The organism is Myxococcus qinghaiensis (assembly GCF_024198215.1).
Taxonomy (GTDB): domain Bacteria; phylum Myxococcota; class Myxococcia; order Myxococcales; family Myxococcaceae; genus Myxococcus; species Myxococcus qinghaiensis.
The window spans coordinates 141153-162051 of the sequence record NZ_JAKCFA010000005.1; the positions used below are offsets into that span (position 1 = coordinate 141153).

23 protein-coding genes are annotated in these 20899 nt (G+C 65.9%); 20 read left to right on the top strand and 3 right to left on the bottom strand.

Annotated features, from left to right (window positions below; all coding sequences use genetic code 11):
• The first annotated feature begins 65 nt into the window (after nt 1-65).
• From LZ199_RS10580 to LZ199_RS10590, 3 genes are read left to right on the top strand one after another with little or no spacing between them, the layout of a single operon-like run.
• Nucleotides 66-536 (top strand): hypothetical protein, encoded by a 471-nt coding sequence (locus LZ199_RS10580; protein ID WP_253993528.1) that lies wholly within the window; start codon nt 66-68, stop codon nt 534-536.
• Nucleotides 526-1941, top strand: coding sequence for a terminase large subunit domain-containing protein (locus tag LZ199_RS10585; protein ID WP_253993529.1), 1416 nt, complete (start codon nt 526-528; stop codon nt 1939-1941). Before LZ199_RS10580 ends, LZ199_RS10585 begins: the two co-directional genes overlap by 11 nt.
• Nucleotides 1942-1949: 8 nt before the next feature.
• On the top strand, nt 1950-3317 hold the full coding sequence (locus LZ199_RS10590; RefSeq protein ID WP_253993530.1) for a phage portal protein: 1368 nt from the start codon (nt 1950-1952) through the stop codon (nt 3315-3317).
• 76 nt (nt 3318-3393) lie between these two features.
• On the opposite strand, the gene LZ199_RS10595 is transcribed toward LZ199_RS10590, so the two are convergent.
• On the bottom strand, nt 3394-4791 hold the full coding sequence (locus tag LZ199_RS10595) for an ATP-binding protein (RefSeq protein ID WP_253993531.1): 1398 nt from the start codon (nt 4789-4791) through the stop codon (nt 3394-3396).
• 272 nt (nt 4792-5063) lie between these two features.
• Between LZ199_RS10595 and LZ199_RS10600 the strand changes: the two genes are divergently transcribed.
• On the top strand, nt 5064-5726 hold the full coding sequence (locus tag LZ199_RS10600; RefSeq protein WP_253993532.1) for an HK97 family phage prohead protease: 663 nt from the start codon (nt 5064-5066) through the stop codon (nt 5724-5726).
• A complete protein-coding gene (locus LZ199_RS10605) occupies nt 5723-6826 on the top strand; it encodes a phage major capsid protein (RefSeq protein WP_253993533.1) in 1104 nt (367 codons plus the stop codon). The genes LZ199_RS10600 and LZ199_RS10605 overlap by 4 nt, the downstream gene beginning before the upstream one ends.
• A gap of 37 nt (nt 6827-6863) precedes the next feature.
• On the opposite strand, the gene LZ199_RS10610 is transcribed toward LZ199_RS10605, so the two are convergent.
• Nucleotides 6864-7043: a hypothetical protein gene (locus tag LZ199_RS10610; protein ID WP_253993534.1), complete on the bottom strand. Its 180-nt coding sequence runs from the start codon at nt 7041-7043 to the stop codon at nt 6864-6866.
• A 222-nt stretch (nt 7044-7265) separates the two neighbouring features.
• Here LZ199_RS10610 and LZ199_RS10615 point away from each other — a divergent pair, with 222 nt between their 5' ends.
• The 4 genes from LZ199_RS10615 (at nt 7266) to LZ199_RS10630 (ending at nt 9147) form a co-directional block, all read left to right on the top strand.
• On the top strand, nt 7266-7709 hold the full coding sequence (locus LZ199_RS10615; RefSeq protein WP_253993535.1) for a hypothetical protein: 444 nt from the start codon (nt 7266-7268) through the stop codon (nt 7707-7709).
• Nucleotides 7710-7772: 63 nt separating this feature from the next.
• Nucleotides 7773-8372 carry a head-tail connector protein gene (locus tag LZ199_RS10620; protein WP_253993536.1) on the top strand — a complete coding sequence of 200 codons (600 nt, stop codon included), beginning with the start codon at nt 7773-7775 and terminating at the stop codon, nt 8370-8372.
• A complete protein-coding gene (locus LZ199_RS10625; protein WP_253993537.1) occupies nt 8372-8695 on the top strand; it encodes a hypothetical protein in 324 nt (107 codons plus the stop codon). Before LZ199_RS10620 ends, LZ199_RS10625 begins: the two co-directional genes overlap by 1 nt.
• Entirely contained in the window at nt 8692-9147 is a 456-nt protein-coding gene (locus tag LZ199_RS10630) for a minor capsid protein (RefSeq protein ID WP_253993538.1), read from the top strand. The genes LZ199_RS10625 and LZ199_RS10630 overlap by 4 nt, the downstream gene beginning before the upstream one ends.
• A 58-nt stretch (nt 9148-9205) precedes the next feature.
• Here the strand turns inward: LZ199_RS10630 and LZ199_RS10635 are convergent, their stop codons facing one another.
• Nucleotides 9206-9481, bottom strand: a complete 276-nt coding sequence (locus LZ199_RS10635) for a hypothetical protein (protein WP_253993539.1) — start codon at nt 9479-9481, stop codon at nt 9206-9208.
• Nucleotides 9482-9641: 160 nt separating this feature from the next.
• On the opposite strand from LZ199_RS10635, the gene LZ199_RS10640 reads away from it, so the two are divergent.
• From LZ199_RS10640 to LZ199_RS10690, 11 genes are all read left to right on the top strand, one after another.
• On the top strand, nt 9642-10055 hold the full coding sequence (locus LZ199_RS10640; protein ID WP_253993540.1) for a hypothetical protein: 414 nt from the start codon (nt 9642-9644) through the stop codon (nt 10053-10055).
• A gap of 13 nt (nt 10056-10068) precedes the next feature.
• Complete coding sequence (locus tag LZ199_RS10645) at nt 10069-10494, top strand: phage tail tube protein (RefSeq protein WP_253993541.1); 426 nt, start codon at nt 10069-10071, stop codon at nt 10492-10494.
• Nucleotides 10495-10528: 34 nt separating this feature from the next.
• On the top strand, nt 10529-10912 hold the full coding sequence (locus LZ199_RS10650) for a phage tail protein (RefSeq protein ID WP_253993542.1): 384 nt from the start codon (nt 10529-10531) through the stop codon (nt 10910-10912).
• A 14-nt stretch (nt 10913-10926) separates the two neighbouring features.
• A complete protein-coding gene (locus LZ199_RS10655) occupies nt 10927-11109 on the top strand; it encodes a hypothetical protein (RefSeq protein WP_176433757.1) in 183 nt (60 codons plus the stop codon).
• Nucleotides 11110-11112: 3 nt separating this feature from the next.
• On the top strand, nt 11113-13719 hold the full coding sequence (locus LZ199_RS10660) for a hypothetical protein (protein ID WP_253993543.1): 2607 nt from the start codon (nt 11113-11115) through the stop codon (nt 13717-13719).
• Between the two features lie 11 nt (nt 13720-13730).
• Nucleotides 13731-14567: a hypothetical protein gene (locus tag LZ199_RS10665; RefSeq protein ID WP_253993544.1), complete on the top strand. Its 837-nt coding sequence runs from the start codon at nt 13731-13733 to the stop codon at nt 14565-14567.
• A gap of 3 nt (nt 14568-14570) precedes the next feature.
• On the top strand, nt 14571-16970 hold the full coding sequence (locus LZ199_RS10670; RefSeq protein WP_253993545.1) for a fibronectin type III domain-containing protein: 2400 nt from the start codon (nt 14571-14573) through the stop codon (nt 16968-16970).
• Nucleotides 16971-17069: 99 nt separating this feature from the next.
• A complete protein-coding gene (locus tag LZ199_RS10675; RefSeq protein WP_253993546.1) occupies nt 17070-17576 on the top strand; it encodes a hypothetical protein in 507 nt (168 codons plus the stop codon).
• The gene (locus LZ199_RS10680) at nt 17573-17872 is read left to right on the top strand and encodes a hypothetical protein (protein ID WP_253993547.1); all 300 of its coding nucleotides are present in this window, start codon (nt 17573-17575) and stop codon (nt 17870-17872) included. Before LZ199_RS10675 ends, LZ199_RS10680 begins: the two co-directional genes overlap by 4 nt.
• A gap of 216 nt (nt 17873-18088) precedes the next feature.
• On the top strand, nt 18089-19033 hold the full coding sequence (locus LZ199_RS10685) for a DUF2381 family protein (RefSeq protein WP_253993815.1): 945 nt from the start codon (nt 18089-18091) through the stop codon (nt 19031-19033).
• A gap of 10 nt (nt 19034-19043) precedes the next feature.
• Entirely contained in the window at nt 19044-20858 is a 1815-nt protein-coding gene (locus LZ199_RS10690) for a serine/threonine protein kinase (RefSeq protein WP_253993548.1), read from the top strand.
• Nucleotides 20859-20899 lie beyond the last annotated feature (41 nt).

Here is a 20899-nt window from a genome sequence, read left to right on the forward strand (position 1 = left end):
GCTGAATGAAAGTTTGAAGAGAACTCCGGACCAGTCGCGGAAAGCGTCCCCATTGAAGGGGATGAATGGCTCGTCCAACGAAGCTCACCCCCGAGTTGCAAGCTGACATCTGCGCCCATTTGGAGCGCGGCCTGTTCCGCCGCGCCGTTGCCGGCCTCGTGGGCGTCGAGGAGCACACCCTCTCGCGCTGGTATCACCGAGGCGCTGGAGAACAGCGCGGCCTGTATCGAGACTTCTTCCTCTCGGTGAACGAGGCGGAAGCGAAGTTCATGGCCGGGGCAACGGACATGCTCCAGGCCGCCGCGTCGCACAACCCCAAGCACGTGCAGTGGCTTCTCTCGCGTCGCTTCCCGGACCTCTACGGGAGGCGCGACAACGTCGAGGTGCAGGCGCCCGAGGACAAGGCCGCCGACGAGAAGGCCCTGCGCGAGCTGCTGATGGAGCGCCTGGGCCGGTTCCTCCCGGACGCGCCCGAGCCCGAAGCGAGCGCCTCCAGCTCCACCAACGCAGACGAGGAGGACGACCATGTCGGCTGACTCTCGGTGCTCGCGCTTCTCGGTGCTGGTGGACCACCTCGCTCCGGATGAGTCCCCGGCCGCGTTCCTGGTGAAGCAGGCACGCACCCGTCAGGGCCTCGCGCGTCTCTTCGGTCGGCTCACCCATCCCGAAGTAGAGACGCTCGTTCATGACTTGGACTTCTGGGCGCGGCGAGAGCAGATGCCGCCGGCCTCGTTTGCCACGTGCTTCATCCTGGCCGGGCGCGGCTTCGGCAAGACTTGGTCGGGCGCGCGCTGGGTGATTCAGAAGGCCCGCGAGGCCAAGACGATTGGAGCGCTCATCGGCCCCACGGCGGCGGACGTGCGCGACACCATGATTCGCGGCTCCAGCGGCATCCTCGCCCTGTCGCCCCCGTGGTTCATGCCGGTGTACGAGCCCAGCAAGAGGCGCGTTACGTGGCCCAACGGCGTCTATGCCATCTGCTACTCGGCGGATAAGCCGGACAGGCTGCGCGGGCCCAACTGCGGCTGGGCCTGGGGTGATGAGCCGGCCTCCTGGAAGCATGAGATGGCGGCGCTGGACCAGCTCCCCATGGTGCTGCGCATCGGCACCGCTGCGAACCCGCCCCAACTGCTCCTGACGGGGACTCCGCGCCCGCTGAAGAAGTTGGAGGAGCTTCTCTTCTCCGACGCGGAGACGAAGGCGCTTCGGCCTGGAGTGGTGCTGCGGACGGGCTCCTCGCTGGCCAACCGCGCGAACCTGGCACCCAGTGCCGTTGCCACCATGAAGGCGCTGATGAACACGCGCTGGGGCCAACAGGAAGTCCTCGGCAAGCTGCTGATGGATGTGCCGGGAGCCATCTTCGGTTCCGCGAAGTGGGGCCGCGTTGAGGCGGACGCTCACGAATACGCGCGCAGCTTGGAGCGTCGCATCGTCTCCGTGGACCCTGCGCCCACCAGTGAGACGGGCTCGGACGAGACGGGCATCATCGTCCAGGGAGTGAGAAACAGTCCCGTGGTGGGGACGGACGGCGCGTCACTCAAACGCGTTTCAGTGCTCAAGGACGCAAGCCTCCGAGGTTCGCCGCGCGAGTGGGCCGCCGCCGCGATTCGCGAGTACCTCGCCTTCGGGTGTGACGCCCTGGTTGCCGAGGTGAACTCGGGCGGGGAGATGGTGGAGACGACGATTCAGACGGTGGCCTCCGAGATGGGAGTCCACGTCAACGTGAAGCCGGTGCGCGCACGCGAGGCCAAGTCCAAGCGCGCCGAGCCGGTGAGCGCGCTGGCCGAGACGGGGCGCATCGAACTGGTGGGCGGCTTCCCGAAGCTCGAGTCCCAGCTCTCCAAGTTCAGCGGCATCAACGGCCGCCGCGATGACCGCGTGGATGCCCTGTTGTGGGGCGTCCATGAGCTGGTGTTCGCGGATTCCTTCTTCTGTCTGTGAGGGTGGCGATGGGCTTCTGGGAGCGGATGAAGGCGGCGGTGAGTCGCGAGCCGCGCAAGGGGACGGGGCTGGAGCTGGCGCGCTGGCAGCAGGCGCCGCCCCGCCGAGGTACGTCGCAGCTCCTCGCTGCTTACCGGGAAATGCCGTGGCTCCGCGCGTGTGTGGACGTAGTGGCCGACTCGGTGGCGGGCGTGCAGTGGCGCGTCTATCGGCGCGTCCAGAAGGACGGGCAGCCCGTGAAGGACTACGCGCTGCGAAGTGCCACGCGAGAAGTCCGGGCCGGGCGACTGAAGGCGATGCTGGAAGCAGGCGAGGCCCAGGAGGTTCCCGACCATCCCGTCATCAAGCTGCTCTCGGACCCGAACGATCATCTCACCGGACGCAGCGTGACGAAGCTCGTTCAGGTGTACCTGGATTTGGTGGGCGAGGCATTCCTGGTGCTGGAGCGCGTGGGCGGGGTGCCTGTGGGCTTCTGGCCGGTGCCGCCGAGCACGGTCACGCGGCTGCCCGCGCTGGACGTGCCTCGCGAGCAACGCACGTACACGGTGACGGTGGGTAAGGTGTCGCGGGAGATTCCAGCCAGCGATGTGTTGCACCTGCGCAGCTTGGATCCGGAGGACCCGATGGGGCGCGGCATCGGTCCGGCCTACGCGCTGGGGGACGAGCTGGATACCGACGAGTACGTGGCGCGGTTCCTCAAGACGTCCTTCTGGAACAACATGCTGCCGCCGGCCATCGCTTCGATTGAGGGCCTGTCCGATGCGAACAGCGCGGGCGCGAAGGCATTCAAAGAGTCGCTGGCCCGCGAGCACCAGGGGCCGGACAAGGCAGGGAAGCTGCTCATTACCAGCGGGAAGGTGACGTTTGCGCGCCTCGACACGAGCTTCAAGGACATGCAGCTGGTGGAGCTGCGCCGCTTCCTGATGGACTTCGTCCGGATGACCTTCCGGGTGCCCCCTGAAATCGTCGGAGACATCTCCAGCTCCAACAAGGCCACGGCATTCGCGGCGCGGGAGAACCTTGCCGAGCAGGCGACGCTTCCGCGCATGGAGTTCCTGCGCACCGAGTACCAAATGCGACTGATGCCGCTCCTGGGCGACGAAGGGGCTATCCTCGACTACGACAGCCCTGTGCCTGCGGACCGCGAGCACCAGCTCCGCGTCATGGACACAATGCCGGAAGCTTTCAGCTACGACGAATGGCGAGAGCTGGCGGGGTTGCGGCCCGACCCGAACCGGCAGGGATATCCGTTGCCGATGCCGGGTCAGTCAACGAGAGGTCAGGCACTCTCTGTATTGCAGGCTGATGGATGTGCCTCTGGCCCAGTGTCGCAGGCGAATGCCGACGCACCTTTCCTGGAGAAGTCATGGGGCTGATGGAAAGGGCATTGCATTCTTCTGCTTGCCCTTCTTGTCGCGTGTTTTCCTGGAGCCCGGCGTCATGGTCGAACAGTTATTTTGTGGTGGGCGCTGGAGCCTGCGCCTTACGCCACGATGTCGCTCGACCACGCTTCCCAGGAACCTGCTCCAAAAGCCCCTGCTTTCGAAGGGCTACAAAAACGTCTTTCATCTCTACATCTCGTCTGAGTCCAGTAATCTCTCGGCCGAGTTGGTTTGTGATGAATGGGTTCTTCTCGACATACTCCATGACGATTTGCGCGGGAGTAGAAAGCCGTGTATGGCGAATATAGACGACTACTGACTGGTCCTTCTCGATTACCTCTGGCTCCTGAAGTCGAATTTTCCGCATGGCCTGGAAGGCTGTATTCAGGCCCTCGCCAACATCTTTATTTGGCGGGTTGGGAAACTTGTTGATGAGTCGCACCAGTTTTGGGTTCCGGGCGAATTGCTCCTCCAACATATTCCCAACAGTAACATGGCCGGGCAGCCGCCCTGGGCTATGCACCTCGATGCGGTCGTCGTAGATGCGGATCTGAATGTCCGTTGCGATGCTGTAGTCGCGATGAAGGACCGCGTTGGTTATAATTTCATGCAGAGTCTCATTAGGGTAGCTCACGGCTTCAAGGCGGCCGGCCCCAAGTTTCTTAATGCCCTCTACGATGTCCTTGGTTTCGCTAACTGCCTTTTTAATTAGGTCGTAGATGGGGCCTTCGATTGTCAAGGGGTCGAAGGCGAGAGAGTCTCTGTTCAAGTCTTCGTCGACGGTCTTGTATCGAAAGATTTTGACGGCAGATCTCTTGGGGAGAATCGCCTGGGGCTCATCCGCAAACAGAAGCGTTGCGGCAACGGTCGGGTTGTCTGCGTGAATCAGAAACTGCGACCGAAGCCAGCGATCTGGTTCGGCGGTGGGAACCTCTGAGAGCAAAAACTCGAGCACCGTAACGGAGTTCGTAACTTCATCGAGAGGTGCTCTGACTGTCTCGTCTTCATAGGTCGCAATTCCTTTGTCCAGTGCAAGGCGGCGCAGTGCATCCTCTCCTACAACGGGCAGTTTCTGTGCCCCTCGACGCACGTAGGGCGTTCCATTGGTGGCCTTCACAATCTGGCGGGTTTTTTGGACCACCAAATGGAGGACGTAGCCATCTCGTCCTTTGCACGAAAGAAAGCGGGGCTGACAAAGGTCTGGCCCGCCCAGGCCCTCAATCATCGCGAGGAACCCGTTTGCAGCTTCCTGATCTGTAAATCCACGCCAACTTGTGGTCTTCTCCTCGTCGTTGCGAGTCTCAGATATGCCAATGAAGAGTTCGCCACCTGCGGTATTGGCGAAGGCAGAGATGCTCATTGAGAGCTTTGCTGGCTGAACCTCCCGAGCTTTGACATCCCTGAAGTGACCCTCTTCGTAGCCTAGGATTGCTTGCGCCTCTTCGTCGGTAATGTCTCGAATTTCCATCGGACAACCATAGGCGACACATCATCTTACTGTCACGAGTGGTAGATGGGAGCGCTGGCTTGTCTCTGAATGGGGTGAGTAATGCCCCATGTGGGTACGTGACCACATCAACCAGGACTCTAGGACATGCCAAGGTCGGAACGGCGCTGTGCCGCTGCATTCGCTCCAGGTGATGGACGCCTTCTTGGCGGGTACTCGGTGGCCATGGGCTAGCTCGTCGGCTCTCGGAGCCCCGAGCCAGAGGCGGAAAGCGTCCCCATAAAGAGAGGTGAATGCCCGCACCTCTTTCCAGAGCCCGCCTCTTCACCGTCCAGAAGGACGCCCCCGCACCCGCCGAGGGTGCGCCGAGGCTCCATACCTTCCGCGCCAACGACGGCGACTTCGACCGCTACAACGACAGGTTGAGCGTCCAGGGCTGGATGCTGGACGCCTTCAACGCCAACCCCGTCGTCCTCTACAACCACGACGATGGCTCCGGCGGCCTGTTCGGCACGGGCCGCAAGGACGTGTTGCCCATCGGCAAGGGGCGCGCCTACGTGCAGGGCGATGCCCTCCTGGTGGACATCGAGTTCGACCAGGATGACGACTTCGCCCGGAAGGTGGAGAGCAAGGTCGCGCGCGGCATCCTGAATGCAGTGTCGGTGCGCTACCTCATGCACCGCTACCATGAGAACGAGCGCGGCGGATTCGACTGCGAGCAACAGGAGTTGCTCGAAATCTCCGTTGTCACGATTCCCGGAAACCAACGCGCGGTGAGGGTGAAGGAACTGGCCGACGAGCGCGCCGCCTTCATCCAGGACGTGGCGAAGGCCGTGGTCGCCACCCTCGATGAGCGCGAGCGGAGCAACGCCGCGCCCCCTCCAGCCCCCGACGTCAACGCCCTGGCCAAGCACACGGCCGAGGCCCTCTTGCAGCACTTCAAGGAGATGCGATGACCCCCGAGCAGATGCAGGAAGTGGCGAAGTCCCTGGGCCCTCTCGTGGCCGCGCAGCTGATGGAGCAGGCCAAGGGACAGCGTGACGGGCTGGCGGGCCTCATGGGCGCGAAGTCCAAGCCCGAGGACAGCCAGGTCTCCGGCATCCTGAAGAGTGTGAACGGCTTCGGCGCGTACCTGAAGGCCGTCGTCAACGCGGGCCGCAACCCGACGCGCGAGGCGGTGCTGGAGCAGGCCAAGCGCTTCGGTGGCGCTGACGTCCAGAAGGCGGTGCAGGAGAGCGTCTTCAGCTCGGCGGGCGTGCTGGTGCCGGTGCAGGAGGCGGGGGAGATGATTGAGTTCCTCCGGCCTGACTCCGTCGTCCTGGCGCTGGGCGCTCGCACCGTGCCCTTCAAGGGGGAGCTGCACTTCGGCAAGAAGACCGGGAGCGTCACCTTCAAGTGGATTGGCGAAGGCGAGAAGGTGGAGAAGACGCAGCCTTCCCACGGGAAGGTAGTGCTCAAGGCCCACAAGGCGATGATTCTGGCCGACATCTCCAACGACCTTCTGCGCAACCCGGCGGTGGGTGACGCGGGCGTGGCCGAGGACTTCCGCGAGGCGGCGGCGGACGGCATGGACGAGGCGGCTCTCAACGGGGACGGCCAGGGCCCCAACCCCAAGGGCGTCCTGGCGCAGATGGACTCCTCGCACTCGAAGGCCCGGAGCGGGACGAGCGCGGACCACTACCTCGCGGACGTGGACGGCATGGTGGAGGACGTCCTCAAGGCGAACATCAAGCTGCGGCGTCCGGGCTTCCTGCTGCACCCGACACGGGAGACGGCGCTGCTCGGGCTGAAGGACGGCGGCACGTGGATTTTCCGGGACGAGATGCTGAACCGGGGCACGCTGCGAGGCTTCCCTTACAAGGCGTCCACGCGGATTGCGCCGAGCCGCATCCTCTTCGGCACCTGGGACCAGCTGCTCTACGGCGTGGACACGGAGTTGGTGCTGTCCGAGCACGACGTCCGCGCCGAGTACGACGAGACGACGCTCCGGGGAATCTGCCGAGGGGACTTCAAGCTGCGGCACGACAAGGCGTTCTCGGAGCGCAAGGGCTACTGAGCGCGTTGGCGTCGTCGCGGCTTAGTTACTTGAGCGGCTACAGCTCCCGAGGGAGCTGTTCGACGCTCTGGACCATTGCCATGCGCATGTCGGTGTCCACACTGAGTTTGATGCGGACGCCAACAATGGTCGCAACAAACCCATCTTCCGCTTTCGTGATGGAGTTGAGGAGCAGCGCATGGTCCACGCTTCCCAGCAGCGTTGCGACGTTCGCCAAGAAGGCTTCGACATGAGGGCGGACGTCTCCCGGAAGCTCTAGCAGTTGCTTCTGAACCCGCGCGGGGATGATGACTCGGTGTGCCGTCACACTTCATCGATACCACAGAAGTACCCACACGCCATGAATCGTGGCGGTGCGTCGGACCCTCCGGTCGATTGTTCACATGCGGCTCCTCGTCTGGAGGGGTGGCAGCTTTTCTGATGTTGGGAAGGAATCTCAATGCACGCGAACACGCAGGACTTTCAAGTCTTCTACAAAGCCGTCGGAGTGGCTGGTGGTGCGCTCACGGCGGGAGGGACTGGCGACGCCGCCGAGGTGACGAGCGGTGCCGTGGACCGCAATGGGTTCGACTCCGCGCAGCTCCTCCTCACGGGAAGCACCAACTGTGCGGCCGGCCAGACGCTCAAGGCCACGGTGAAGCTGGCCGAGTCCGAGGACGGGACGGCGTTTGGCGCGGATGAGACGCTGGCCAATGCCGTGACGGTGGTGGCCGGTGGCGCCGCGCCTCAAGCCTTCTGCCTCCGGGTGGACCTGCGCGTCGCCAACCGCAAGCGCTTCCTCCGTATGAAGGTGACGCCCGACTTGTCGGCGGCGAGCACGGACACCGCGCAATGGGGCGCGGCTCTCGTCCTCGGCGGCGCCGACGAGTTCCCGGTGCGGTGAGCCATGCCCTCCGTTGCGGACCTCTGTCTTGCCTCCACAGTTGCGGATGACTTGGGCATCCCCATGTCTCCGCGCGTGGAGGTGCTCGTCACAGCGGCAAGCCGAGCCGTGGCGGGCTACTGCGGCCGGGTCTTCGAGCGGGGCCTGGGCCTCGTGGAGTACCCGGCTGGTTACGGGCGACCCTTGCTTCTCCTGGAGCGCCCTCCCGTCCTGGCCGTCTCCGGCGTCTGGGAGGGTGGCAACCAGGTCTCCGCCGAGGAGTACGAGATTGCCGGCGGCCTAGCCGCGTCCGGCATGTTGAGGCGAAGGCGCGGCGTATGGCGCGCGACAGTGCGCTCGGGCGGCGGCGTGTCGGAGACGCTCGGGGACTTCGAGGGCAGCGAGGATGGGCTCCGCGTCGTCTACGACGGGGGCTATGTCACCCCAGGACAGTGGACGCTCGACGGTGCCCTGATTGTGACGCTTCCCGAGGACGTGCAGGAGGCCGCCGTCCTCACGGCCGTTCAGCTCTACCGCTCGCGAGGTGTCGACGCCATGGTGGCCAGTGAGTCCATTGGCGACTGGAGCGTCAGCTACTTCGCCGCGAAGGCCGAGGGGAAGAGTCCCATTCCAGGCGCGGCTCGGGCCCTGCTCGCGCCCTACGTCCTCCACCGGGTGAGCTGATGGCATCGCCTTCGGACAGGTTCCGTCAGATCATCTCCTACGCATTGGTGACGGGACGGGATGCCCACGGCAAGCCCATGCTAGGGCCGGTGTCCTCGTCGCGGGCGCGCGTGCAACCGAGCCGGCGACTCATCCGCGACGCGAGCGGCAACGAGCACCTTGCCTCGCACGTCATCTACACTGATGCACCTCTGACACTTCAACATTGCCTGTGGTTGTCACGAGAGGACGTGTCCGACTTCAACCGGGCCCGGCGTCCCGTGGCAGTGGATGAACCAGTGGACGGCGAGGGCGTGGTGCGCTTTCGCAAGGTGTGGCTGTGAGTCGCGACCTTGCTGCGGAACTGGCGACAGTGCTGGAAGCGGCGGGGCTCGGGCTGACGCGTCCTCCCGCTTCGGGCGCCAACCTCTTCACGGCCCCCATGCCCGAGGTGGATGGCAGTGTACCGGATAGGGCCGTGGCGTTGGTGGTGACGGGAGGCGCGGGGCCTTTGCCTTACCTCGGGCTGGGACGGAAGGCTTACCTGTCCCCAGGGTGTCAGGTCCGCATCCGCTCGGCGCGCGAGGACTTCGAGGGCGGGCAGTCACTCGCGCTCGCCGTCTTCGCGGCGCTCAACCAGACGCCCGACATGTCGAGTGCCACCGTGCGCGCCGAGGAAAGCGCCCCGGTGTACATGGGGACGGACGGGGCGGACCGGCACCGCTGGGGGATCAATCTGATGGTGGGATTCATCGCGTCCGCTACTGCTCGGAAGCCAAGCGCGGGTGTTGTGTGAAAGCCTCGAGTGTTTCTTGTGGGCCGAGGCTTAGTGGGTGACGCAGGCGCAGAAAATCCTATAGGCGAGGGCTCATCCATTCCCAGATTGGCTTGTCGAGGAAGCCCCAATAGTTGTCGGGGAAGACCTTGCAGACAAAGAACCTATCGTCGGTGTCGGTGACTTTTTCGAGCTGGTCCGTCCACCATTTGCAGTTGTTGGTCGTCTCGACAAGCCATTGGGAATAGAGCGGGCGCTGAAACGACTTTGAGTTCTTTTCAATAAACTCTTTCACGCGTTCATAGTCTGCCGGTCGCTCAGGTCCTTTGAGATCATAGCTAACCAATAGAATCATGTGCTGCCCTTCTGTGGTGTGATGTGTGGAAGCTACTTGTTGCATGTTGATGAGCCGGCACTGAACTGCACTCCGGGGAGGGGTTTGGGCGACCCATGTCGACACTCTCGACCGGGGATTGAGCCACTCGCGGAAAGTGTCCCCATAAAGAAGTAGTGGGATGCCTGTCCGAGTCAAAGTCGATGCGGTGAAGCTGGAGCGCCTGCGCCGCTCCCCCGCCGAGGTATTGCGCGCGTTGGATGTTCCGTGCCGGGGCATCGCGCGGCTCGCCCTCGACTACTCCCTGTTCCTGGTGCCGGTGGGCAAGGACGGGTCGGACGGCCACCTGCGCGACACGGCCTTCCTCGACGGTCCTCGCTATAACCTCGGACCACTCCTCTCCACCGCCTGGACTGCGGGCTACTCGCACCCGTCCGCCGGCCCCATTCACGAGGGCTGGCACTGGGGCGCGCCCATCTTCAACCCGCCGTCCCACTTCCTCCGGAAGTCTTTCCGGCGTGCCCGAGGTAGCGCGCGTCGCCGCGTCGCCGCCGTCCTCCAGGACTTCCTCGCTCGCCGCTTTCCCTCTCACTGAAGGAGACACACCCATGGCCCAGCCCCGAGAGGCATTCTTCGACAAGCTCTACATCCGCGCCACGGAGACCGCACCCACCGAGGTTGACGAGTTGGACGGCATTACCGAGGCGCCGGTCAACCGCGCCAAGGACACCGTCGACACCAACTACTTCGGAGGTGACGGGTACAAGCGCAGCAAGGGCACTCTCAAGTCCTTCACCATCCCTCTGTCTGGCCACGTCCTCCAGGGCAGCGCGCCTCAGAAGGTGCTCCTCGACGGGTTCGAGTCCGACGCGACGGTGTTCTTCACCATCATCGAGGACGAGACGGCACCCGTGGGCAGCCAGGGCTTCCGCTACCCGGTGACGGTGACGGCCTACGACGAAGGACGCAGCTCCACGGACGTCGTCACCTTCTCCGCCACGCTCACCTGCCAGGGCGCTCCTGTCGCCGTGTAGCTGGCCGTTGCCTTTCGCCTTCGAGGAGACACCCATGTCCGCACCCGCCATGCACCGCAAGCCCCTGGGCACCCGCCGAGCCCTCCACAAGCGCGTCACCCTCGACGGCGCCGACTACGACATTTGCCGCCCGACACTGGGCGAGAAAATGGACGTGCTGTCCGCGTCGCGCGCGGCCAAGGAGATGGGCGACAACCGCCATCCCGTGGACGAGGCGGCGGGGATGATGATGATGGCTCGCATTGCCGTCTGCTGCCTGTACTTCCCTGGCGCCGCGACGCGCGTCTTCACCGAGGCGGACGTGGCGGCGGTGAAGAACGAGCCCTGGCTGGAGGAAGTGCAGAGCGAACTGGCCTCGGCCTTCGCGGGCCCGACGCTGGAGAGCGCGAAGGGAAACTCCGAGACCACCCCGAGCTGAAGGCCCTGCATGGGGTGGTGAAGCTGACGGGCCAGTCTCCGGACGCGGTGCGCGGGTGGGCCTGGGACGACGTCGTCCACCTGCTCGCCTACTGCGACCTGGAGGCCGACGAGCTGCGCGCGGGACGTCCCCAGACTGGGGCCGGGAGCGGCGGCCACGAGGTGACAACGGTTTTCCGGAAGCGTCCGAAGAGGTGAGGCATGTCTGGCGGCGGGCTGAAGGTGGGCGACCTCTACGTGGCGGTGACGGCCTCCATTGGCGAGGCCATGGCCAACCTCGCCAAGCTGGTGAAGGCCGTGGAGAAGGCCGCCAAGGAAGTGAAAGAGAAGGCCGGGGACCTCGGGGACATTGGCGCCGTGGTGGCGGCGGGACTCGCGGGCGCGGTGGTTGCCGCGTCCCAGTCCAACGAGGCCATGTCCCAGGAGGTGGAGCGGATTACCTCGCTGCTCTACACCCTGGCCGCCGACATTGGCGACGCGTTGATGCCGGTGGTGAAGCAGGTGGCGGACGGGCTGGAGAAGGTCGTGGCGAGCTTCCAGTCCCTCTCGCCCGAGGTGAAGGCCAGCGCCCTGGATTTGGCCGTTTGGGTGGCGGGAGCGGGCCTTGCCTTGGGGGCCATCGGGAAGGTGGCGGGTGTCGTCGAGGCGTTGGCCGCCGGGACGGGCCTGTTGCTGTCGGCCTTCAACTCGTTGAGCAAGTCCACGGCGCTGGCCTCGCTCGCGGGCAACATGGACAAGGTGACGCAGTCCATGGGTGGCATGGTAGCCACCGCGCCCTCGGTGAAGAGCAGCCTCTCGCGGCTGGCCCTGTCCTTCGGGACACTGCTGGTGCCGCTTGCCGCCGCTGCCGCTGCCATGGCCGGCATTGTGCTGCTCGCGGGCGCCGTCTACGCGGCTTGGGAGGACTCCAGCACGGGCCTCGCGGAGTTCTTCCGGGGCCTGGGCGAGAAGCTGGGGCAGTTGGCCGCGCAGATTGCTGACGCCTTCGCCCGTGCCTTCGCGGCCCTCGGAGACTTCCTCGGGCGTGTCGCCGCGTCCATGTTGGAGCGAGTGGCGGCCCTGGTGCGCGGCGTCTCGCGCTTGCTGGAGCCGGTGGCGAGGGCGGCGGGCTTCTCCCAGCTGGCGGACACCTTCGCGGCTGTCTCCACCCTCACGGGCCAACAGCTCCTCGAGACGCTGGGGCAAGGCGCCCAGCTGCTTTGGACGGGAGCGAAGGAGACGGCGGAAACGGTGGGCGCGGCGGTGGCGGGTGCTGGCCGCACGTTGGCCGAGGGCGCTTCCTTCGGGTTGGCCTCCAGCGCGGCCGGGGCCAAGCGCCTGGGGACGGACATCGCTCGCGCGCTCAACCTGGAGCACTTCACCGAGGCGATTCAAGCCCTCGTCGCGCAGCTGACGGGCGTCACGGCCTCCACCGGCAAGGCCCGCATCCGCCAGCCCACGGACAAGGCCGCCCTGGCGGCATCGGCCAAGGAAGAGGCAGCAAGGGCGCGCGAGCTGGGGAAGCTCCAGGAGCAGGCCGCCGACGAGTCGCACCGCGAGTTCATCGCCAGCATCCGGGCGGAAGAAGCCGCCGGAGCTGCTGCCTTCCGCGAGGTGCGCCGCGAGGCCGAGGCCCTGGCCGCCGCCGCCGAGGCCGCCATGCAGAGCGCCCGCGAGGGCCTCATGAATCGCCTCATTGGCGGACTGGGCGCCCTGGGGGACCTTATCAACGCGGGCCTGCAAGGACTCCAGGCGGGCGGCGTGTATGGCGCCATCATCGCCGTGGTGTCGGAGCTGCTCATGCAGTCCGAGGGCTTCAAGGGCGTCATCGAAGCCACCAACGGCATCATTCAGCAGGTGGCCAATGCGTTGGGGACGCTCCTGGAGCCGCTCCAGCCCTTGCTGGGGGCTATCTCCCTCGTCGTCGACGGCTTCTTCTCCGCGTTGACGCCCGTCTTCGAGATGCTGGGGAACGCGATTCGGCCTCTCGCGCCGCTGCTCGTTGTCGTCGGGCAGCTGTTGGAGGGCCTCGCGCCCCTTTTCGAGCAGATGGGCAAGTTCTTCGTCATGCTGATGGACCCGCTGGGCCAACTGGTGGGGCCCGTGCTGAAGGCCCTCTTCGGCGTGCTGAAGTTCGTGGCCACCGTCATCCTCGCCGTGGCGCGAGCGATTGGCTGGGTGTGGAACCTCATCGTTGGCGCGGTGCAGAAAGTCATCCACGCGTTGGGCAGCCTCATTTCCTGGACAGGTTTTGACGGGCTGGCGCGCTTCGCTCGAAGCCTCGACGGGCTGAAGGTGGACACGGACGCCATGCGTGCCTCACAGGACGCGCTTGAGGGGACGACCTGGGAGTCGGCCATGGCGCGTGCCGAGGAGACGGCTCGGGTGCGCGAGCACACTCAAGCGGTGTCGCGTGCCACTGAGGCGCTCACCAATGTCCCATCCGCATGGCGGCGCGCGCTTCGCACCTTCGAGTCGGAGGACACGCAGGAGGGGCCGACGCGCCCGCCCACCCCAACGTCGCCCACGTCCCCCTCGCCCGAGGATGCACCAGGGGACGGGGAGCATCCGGCGACACCCATTCAGGGCGGTGCGGCGCCGCAAGTCCTGCCCGTCGTGCTGGAGCACTACGAGCGGATGCGTCGGTTGCTCGGCTTCGACGTGGGCGCGACGTCCCAGCCCGCGCCTGTCACCTACAACATCGTCGGCTACGACATTGGCGCCGCCATGGAACAGACGCGCCGCGATGAGGACGTGCGCCAGCAGCGCGCGGGCGTGCGCACCAGCGGCAGTCGCATCCGTCTGGCGTCCCGCTTCTCTCCCGTCTGAGGACTTCCTCCATGCCCGCGCTCGCCCTCTCTGGAATCCCCTTGCCGGTGCTTGCCGAAAGGGGCCTCACGTACACGCCCACCCTGCTGGGAGAACACCGTCGCACCTTCTCCGGGTGGTTGCGCACCAGCGAGCGTCGGGAAGTCCTCTCCTACGCGGGCAACACCGGGCCGCTCTCCCAGGAGGACGCCCGCGCATACCGGGGCCTGGTCAAAGGCGAGGGCGAGGTGTGGAGCTTCGAGGCGGGCATGCGGAGCAACTCGTTCCTCCTGCCGAGCGCCACCACGGGGACGGTGACGGCGGGCGTCGCTGGAGGGCGCTATGGCGCGTGCCTGCGCATGGCCGTCAACTCCAGCGTGACGTTCCTGACGGGCTTGGGCACGAAGTGGACGGTGGCCTACTGGTGGAAGCTGGAGGGGCAAGCGACGTGGACGCACTACATCCACCGGGCAGGCCACTTCATCTCCAGTGGAGGGCTCGTCGACTCCACCACGCCCAATAGCGGCGCGCTTGTCGTGGACGGGGCGGGAGCGCTTGTCGGTGGCGCGGTGACGCTGCAAATCCTCGGCGGCTTTGGTGGCGGCATCGTCAACCCCACCAACGCGGCGTTGCTGGTGGATGACCTCGTCATCCTTCCGTGGGTGGCGCCTTCCTCGTGGGTAGCGCCCTGGTACGCCGCTGGCCAGCCCTTCGGCGCGCCGTACCCGTACCACGTGGCCTCGGGCTCGGCGCTGTACGAGCCGCGAGTGGTGCTGGGCAAGGTGGGCCAGGGGCGCGCCGTGGAGTGGTGGCAACGCGGCGCGCGCATGCTGGGGCAGGAGTTCGACTTCGAGTTGCAGGAGCGCTGACGCATGCGTCCTCTGTCTTCCTTCCAGGCAGCTCTCCTCACCAGTCCCACGGGCTACTCGACGCATCCCCGCGTCTGGGTGCGTGACGGGCAAGGCGTGTGGCTCAACCTGCAAACCCTCTTTGGCGCCGACTGGGTCCTGGGCGTGCGCATCAACGAGAAGCTCGACGCGCCCGTGGCCGAGGCCGAGGTGGCCCTTGCACGCAACGGGGCCGGTGGAGGGCGCATGTCCCTCTCTCCCCTGGTGGTGCAGTCGCTTGCCAACACCACCCGAGGCAGCTTCGCGCCGTTGCTCGCGGAGGCTGCCTACTTCCGCATCGAGCTGGGACTGGCGGCGCCCGGAGGCGTTCCGAGGGAGGAGGACTACTTCGAGGTCTTCCGGGGCCGCATTGACGAGGTGGACACGGGGCCCGAGGAGCTGAAGGTGGTGGGGCGCGACTTGGGCGGGCTGCTCCAGGACACCGTCATCGAGGTCGAACGCGAGTATGGCAACGACACCGCGGGCGTCCCTGTGCAGGCCATCATCCAGGCCATATGCAACGACAACGGCATGGCCAGCTTCGGCCTCTACATGCCGGCGGACCCTCTCTCCCAACGCGGGCGGTACGCGCAGAAGGTGGAGCCTGTCCTCGAAGCGGTGCGCACCCTCGCGCAGCGAATCGGCTGGGACTGCCGCATGAAGTGGCGGGCGAGCACCGGGGCTTACGCGCTGACGCTCTACGCACCGGACCGACTCCAGACGTCCGAGGAGTGGGCCTATGGTCCGGACGAGTACGCGGACCTGAATTCGGTGACGCGCCAGCTCGTGGACATCCGCACGGATGTCGAGGTGATTTACAGCGACAGGGCGGACCTCGATGCCTCGGGTGTGCCGAAGCGAAAGAAGGTGACGGCGAGCAACCCCACGGCGCGCGCGCAGGTGGGGCGGCGGTGGATGCAGCTGGCCGAGGGCGACTCCAGCAACATCAACACCGAGGCCGAGGCGCAGCGCCTCGCGGATGCGGCGGTGGCTGACCTCTCCGTCTCGCCCCTCACGGTGAGCATGACGGTGGACCCTCACCCGGGCATGGAGCTGGGGGATTTGGTGCGCGTGGAGCCGGATGGCGTCCGGATGGACACGGTGCAACGGCTCGCCGTCCAGGAGCTTGAGCACGAATGCGCGACGGATGGCACCGCCCGCATGAAGCTGGTGCTGCGCGGGCAGCCCTCGACGTCGGTGCGCGAATGGCTGGAGCGCGACGCGCGGCCCGGCATCGCTCCGAGCGCGCCGTTCACCGGCCCGGCGGCGCCCCAGCAGCTGAAGACGACGCCCATCGTCAACGGCTTCACCGTGGCGTGGACGCCCGCGCCCTCCGGCCCCAAGTGGGACGAGTACGAGCTGCACGTCTCGCGGGAGCCGGACTTCGTCCCCTCGGCGGACACATTCCAGGAGCGCGCGAGGACGACGTCCTTCCAGTTGTCGAACTTGAAGCCGGGCGTGACGTACTTCTGTCGGGTGGTGGGGCGGGACGTGAAGGGCAACGTCGGGGCCCCCTCGGAGGCGGTGCCAGTCACCACGGCCTACGTGACGCCCGCCACGTTGCTGCCCGGCGTGGCCTTCGGTGAGTCGCCGCCCAACCCGGACTTCGAGGCGTGGAGCGTGGAGTCCTCGCCACCGGACGCATGGGCCATGGGCGCGGGCCTGTGGGCTGGACATGCCCAGGTGACGGAGGACGCCTTCACCGGCCAGCGCGCGGTGCGGCTGCTGGCGAGCGGGACGCGCCTTGACTCCCAGGCGATGATTGCCCGTCCCGGGGACAGGTACAGTGTGGACGCCCTGGCGAAGACGACGCAGCTGGGCACCGTGCTGTCCGTCCAACTCGTCTGGTACGACGGCGCCTTCACCGCGCTGTCCACGTCGAGCACCAACCGCGCGTTGCCTGCCGGCGGATGGCAGCGCCTCACGGGCTTCCATGCCGCACCGTCCGGGACTCGCTACGTGCAGGTGCGTCTCTTCGTGCCACTCACCACCGGAGAGCCTTGGGTTTACGTCGACTCCGTGCGGCTGGAGCGCGTGGGCGGCCTCGTTGAACCGTGGATTGGCATTCGCACCGACCAGCTCAACGACTTGGAGAACGGGTGGACGCCCTGGGACACCAGCGCGTGGCCGCTGGGCTACTACAAGAACAGCGACAACGAGGTGTCCATGCGCGGCGCCGTGCGTCCGGGGACGGTGGGCTACGTCACCGTCTACCGTCTGCCGGTGGGCTACCGCCCCAGCAGTCCGCGAGTCCTCGCGCTTCCCACGAGCCATGGCTTGGGCATGGGCCAGCTCAACGTGGATGGCACGTTGCAGGTGTACGCAGTCCCAGTGGGGACGTCCTGGGTGAGCCTCGACGGCGTGCGCTTCCGCGCGGAGCAGTAGGGAGGGGCGTGGGCCACGGCCGGAAAGTGTCCCCATTGAAGAGAGGGAGAGCGGGAGCTGTGCGGCATGGCGCCGCGAGCCCCGCTCGAAAGGCTCACCATGCCCCGTCCCTCTTTGCTCCTGGCCTCTTCCCTCCTGCTCGCGTCTTCCGCCCTGGCCGCCGAGTCGCCCGGTGTCCCGGACCCGAGCCGCATCGAGGAGTTCGCGCGCCTCGTGTTCGACGCGGTGACGTCGCGCAACTGGGCCCTCGTCGCGTCCCTCGCGGTGGTTGCCGTCGTCTACGCGCTGCGCCGCTTCGGTGGCAGCCTCTTCCCGTGGCTCGCGTCCTCGCGCGCGGGGGCGGTGCTGGCGCTGCTGGTGGCCGTGGCGGGCGCCGTGGCCAATGCGCTGGTGGCGGGCGAGTCCTTCACCTGGACGCTGCTCCTGAAGGCCCTGGGCATTGGCTTGGGAGCGGCGGGTGGCTTCTCTGTGCTGAAGGCGCTCCTCTTCGGTGACGAGGTAGTGCGCAAGGCAGAGGAGGCGGGAGAGCTGGCCGCCGGGGAGATTGCCGGCAAGGCGGCGGCGGTGGCTGTCCTGGAGCAGCTCCACAAGGGCCGCAAGCCGTGAGGTGGTTTGGCCTGGTGCTGGCCCTGGTGCTCGCGGGGCCGGTGCGCGCCGAGGACGAGGTGCTGGACGTGGCCCGCGCCACCGTGACGCTTCAGGACGGGCGCACGGTGGCCGTCTCCGAGGGCTGCTGGTTGTCCACACCGCGTTGCCTCGACACGGCCCGGGAGATTCGGCGCCTCCAGGCCGAGAACGAGGAGCTGCGCCAGCACGCGGGGGACGCGCCGCTGGTGAAGGTGCTGGTGGCGCTGGTTCTGGGTCTCGGGGCTGGATTCGCCGTTGCGACGCTCGCGAACTGAGAGTGGGCGGCTACGGAATCGGCGCGGTTGGTCTGGGACCTCGCAACGCCGTCAAACTGCGTACTCACCGCAGCCGCCCGCGTGCGACTAAGGCACAGGTCGGCTTGTGCGTGCAAAAGGTTGTGGGAGGGATGGCGCCTCGCTCGCTCAACGGGCGGCAATCGCGAGGGCCCTGGGGCGTCCGGGACTTGGCTGTCTCGGATGGCTTTCCCGGCGATGGTGTCTTCCGGGTTTGCTAGGGTCGGCGCCGGAGAATCCGCGTTGCTTAGACCCGTTGCCATCCTTTCCCTATTGCTGGGAGTCGCCGCCTCGGCCCAGCCCCTTCCCCCTGATCGCGAGCGCCAGGAGCGGCGCGTGGCTCTATCCAGTAGCCCCGCCGAACCCGTGCCGGAGCTGCGCGTCGCGGCGGGTGTCCTAACCTCGCTCGTCTTCGATGTCCCGCTCGACCGTGGCTCGGTGGAGCTGGAGGGGCGCGAGCGCTTCCGCCTTGTGGACGTCGGGGACCGTGCGCTTCTGCTGGAGCCTGCCGTGGACCTGGGGCCCGGTGAGAGGCTCGGGCTTCGGGTACGGTTTGCCAGCAGTGCCATGCAAGACCGTGGGGTCTTTGTCCTCGTCTCCCATGCGGCGCAGGTGGACACGCGCGTGGAAGTCTTTCGTCGAAAGGACTCCATCGAACTACTCCAAGCCGAGTTGATGGACACGCGCGCTCAGCTCAAGGCTCAGACGGAAGAGAATCAGAAGCTCAGAGTGCTACGGGATTCAGGCGGGCCTATCGAGCTGATTCTGTCCGGAGCATTGGATCATCGAGTGCGAGTAAATCGCATCAAGAGGGCGATGGAGAGAGGCCACGAGGGGGCTCTCAAGTTTATGAACGGCGCGACTTTCCGAGCTGATACGTGGGCAGCCATAAGCGTCAAGGTCCGGACCAACGGGAAGCGGGGCTGGGCTCCCGTATCGGCCCGCGTCGTGAACTCAAAGAGCGGGGTTCGTTTGGGCGTGATTGGCGTGCGCTCGGCATTGCCGCAAGGAGAGCCTGAAGGTGCTGGCTTAGTCGTAATAGAAACGGAAGTGCCTCCATGGCTGCCTGGAGAATTGTGGCACTTGGAGTTGCTAGATAGCGACGGTGCCGTGCAGGTAGTCGTTCCTGGGATTGCATTTTAATGGATGCGCCATGCTGACAGTCATTCATCACCCCGCGCAGTTTCCTCCCGGCCATGTAGTTCACGGGTGGCGTGTCGTGAAGCTCGTTGGCGCGGGCGCCTACGGTGCCGTCTACAAAGTGGAGATGAACGGCAAGTACTACGCGATGAAAGTCGCGATGCACCGTGCCACGAGTGGAGACGAGGAGAAGGCGGACTCTCGGTTGCGGCGCGAGTTGGGATGCCTCGTCCATCTCCGGCATCCAAACATCATTGAGTCACGCTCCTTTGGTCGCTGGCCTGAACTTGATAATGGGTGGCTATACGTCGTCCTCGATTTCGTGGATGGCTACACGTTGGCGGAATGGGTGGAAAAGGTTCACCCCACTGCGCAGGAGGTCGTCCGCCTCTTCGTGAAACTGTCGGCTGCCGTGGACTACATGCACGGGCGTGGCGTCTTCCACCGCGACTTGAAGCTGAACAACGTCATGGTGCGCGCCTCGGACAACGAGCCATTCATCATCGACTTCAGCGCGGGAGACTACACACACGCGGAAGATCTGACGGACGCCCCACTCCCTCCGGGCACACGCCGCTACCGCTCTCCCGAAGCCTCCCGTTTCCTCCGGGAGAATGGCGACAATCGCGACGCTCGTTACGACTTCAAGGTCACCGACGACGTGTACGCGCTGGGAGTCTGCCTCTACGACGCGCTGACGAATCCCCAGCCCGCGAGCGACTCCGCGAAGACGCCCGTTGAAGGCAGAGCGATGCCGCCAGACGCTCGGGTTCTGAATGAGCGGGTTCCCGGGGCACTGAGCGACGCGGTGATGCGCTTCATTGCGCGCAAGCCAGAGCACCGGCCTCCCACGGCAGAGGCGATGCGGCGTGAGCTGGTGGCCCTTACGAGAGATTCCGGCCCCGAGTGGGTGACTCCGCTGCACACGCTCACGGCAAAGCCCCTCCTCACCCCCGCAACGGGCACGGACGGGACCGCCAAGAAAGCCCGGCCTCGTCGTGAAATCTTCGTGGGCGCGCTGGTGGGCATGCTGGCCGTCGCGGCACTGGCGGGCCTCGTCGCGTCGCGGCAGCTCGGGGAGGAGTCGAACACGATGGCTTCCAACGAACCCACGATGCCGCAAGGCACTGGAGGAATGGCCGAATCCCCCCAGCGCGCAGTAGCCACCCATGAGGATGCCGGTATGTCCCAGAGCCCCGCCCTCGCATCTCCTACGCCTGTAGCATCGTCGCCTGGGGTAGCGTTGCCCCCTCAAGCTCCAGTCCAGAAGGAAAGCCCCGCCGTGAAGCGTGCCCCCATCGTCGCAAGTACCTCCGAGACTCCGTCATTGAAGGCCCCTGCATCCAGTGGCGGCCGGGCCGAGTTCCTCAAGAAGTGCGCTGCGGCCACTGCCGCCGTTGCATTGCAGATGGGGTGCCCGGGTAGTCAGGTGCGCCCCGGTCCCAGCGAGTGCCCCGAGGAAGCACGCGAGGCCATGTTCGGGGTGCTTCGCTTTTACCCTGGGGATTCGGTGGTGGTCACCATCGATAAGAATCAGCCAGGAGATATGGGTGACGCAGGTGTTTACTCCGAAGGGCCTGTGCGCGGCATTGTAAGCGATGGGGTTCGAAGCCTTCCTACTGGAACAGTGCTCTTGGGGCGCGTGTGGACGGGTGGTGGCGCTCTTCTGGCTCGCTACACCGAGGCAAGGTTGCCAAATGGGCGCACGTACCCGGTTTGCATCGCCATTGGGGAGAAAGGGGCCGAAGAAGCCGAGCCGGGCCCCCAGCCCGGGACCGTCACTTTCAATCGAAGCATGTACGGCTATGCGGTAAAGAGCTGGCCTTAGTATCTCTTTGTAAAGTGGCTTTACTCATTTTCGGGGTCTTT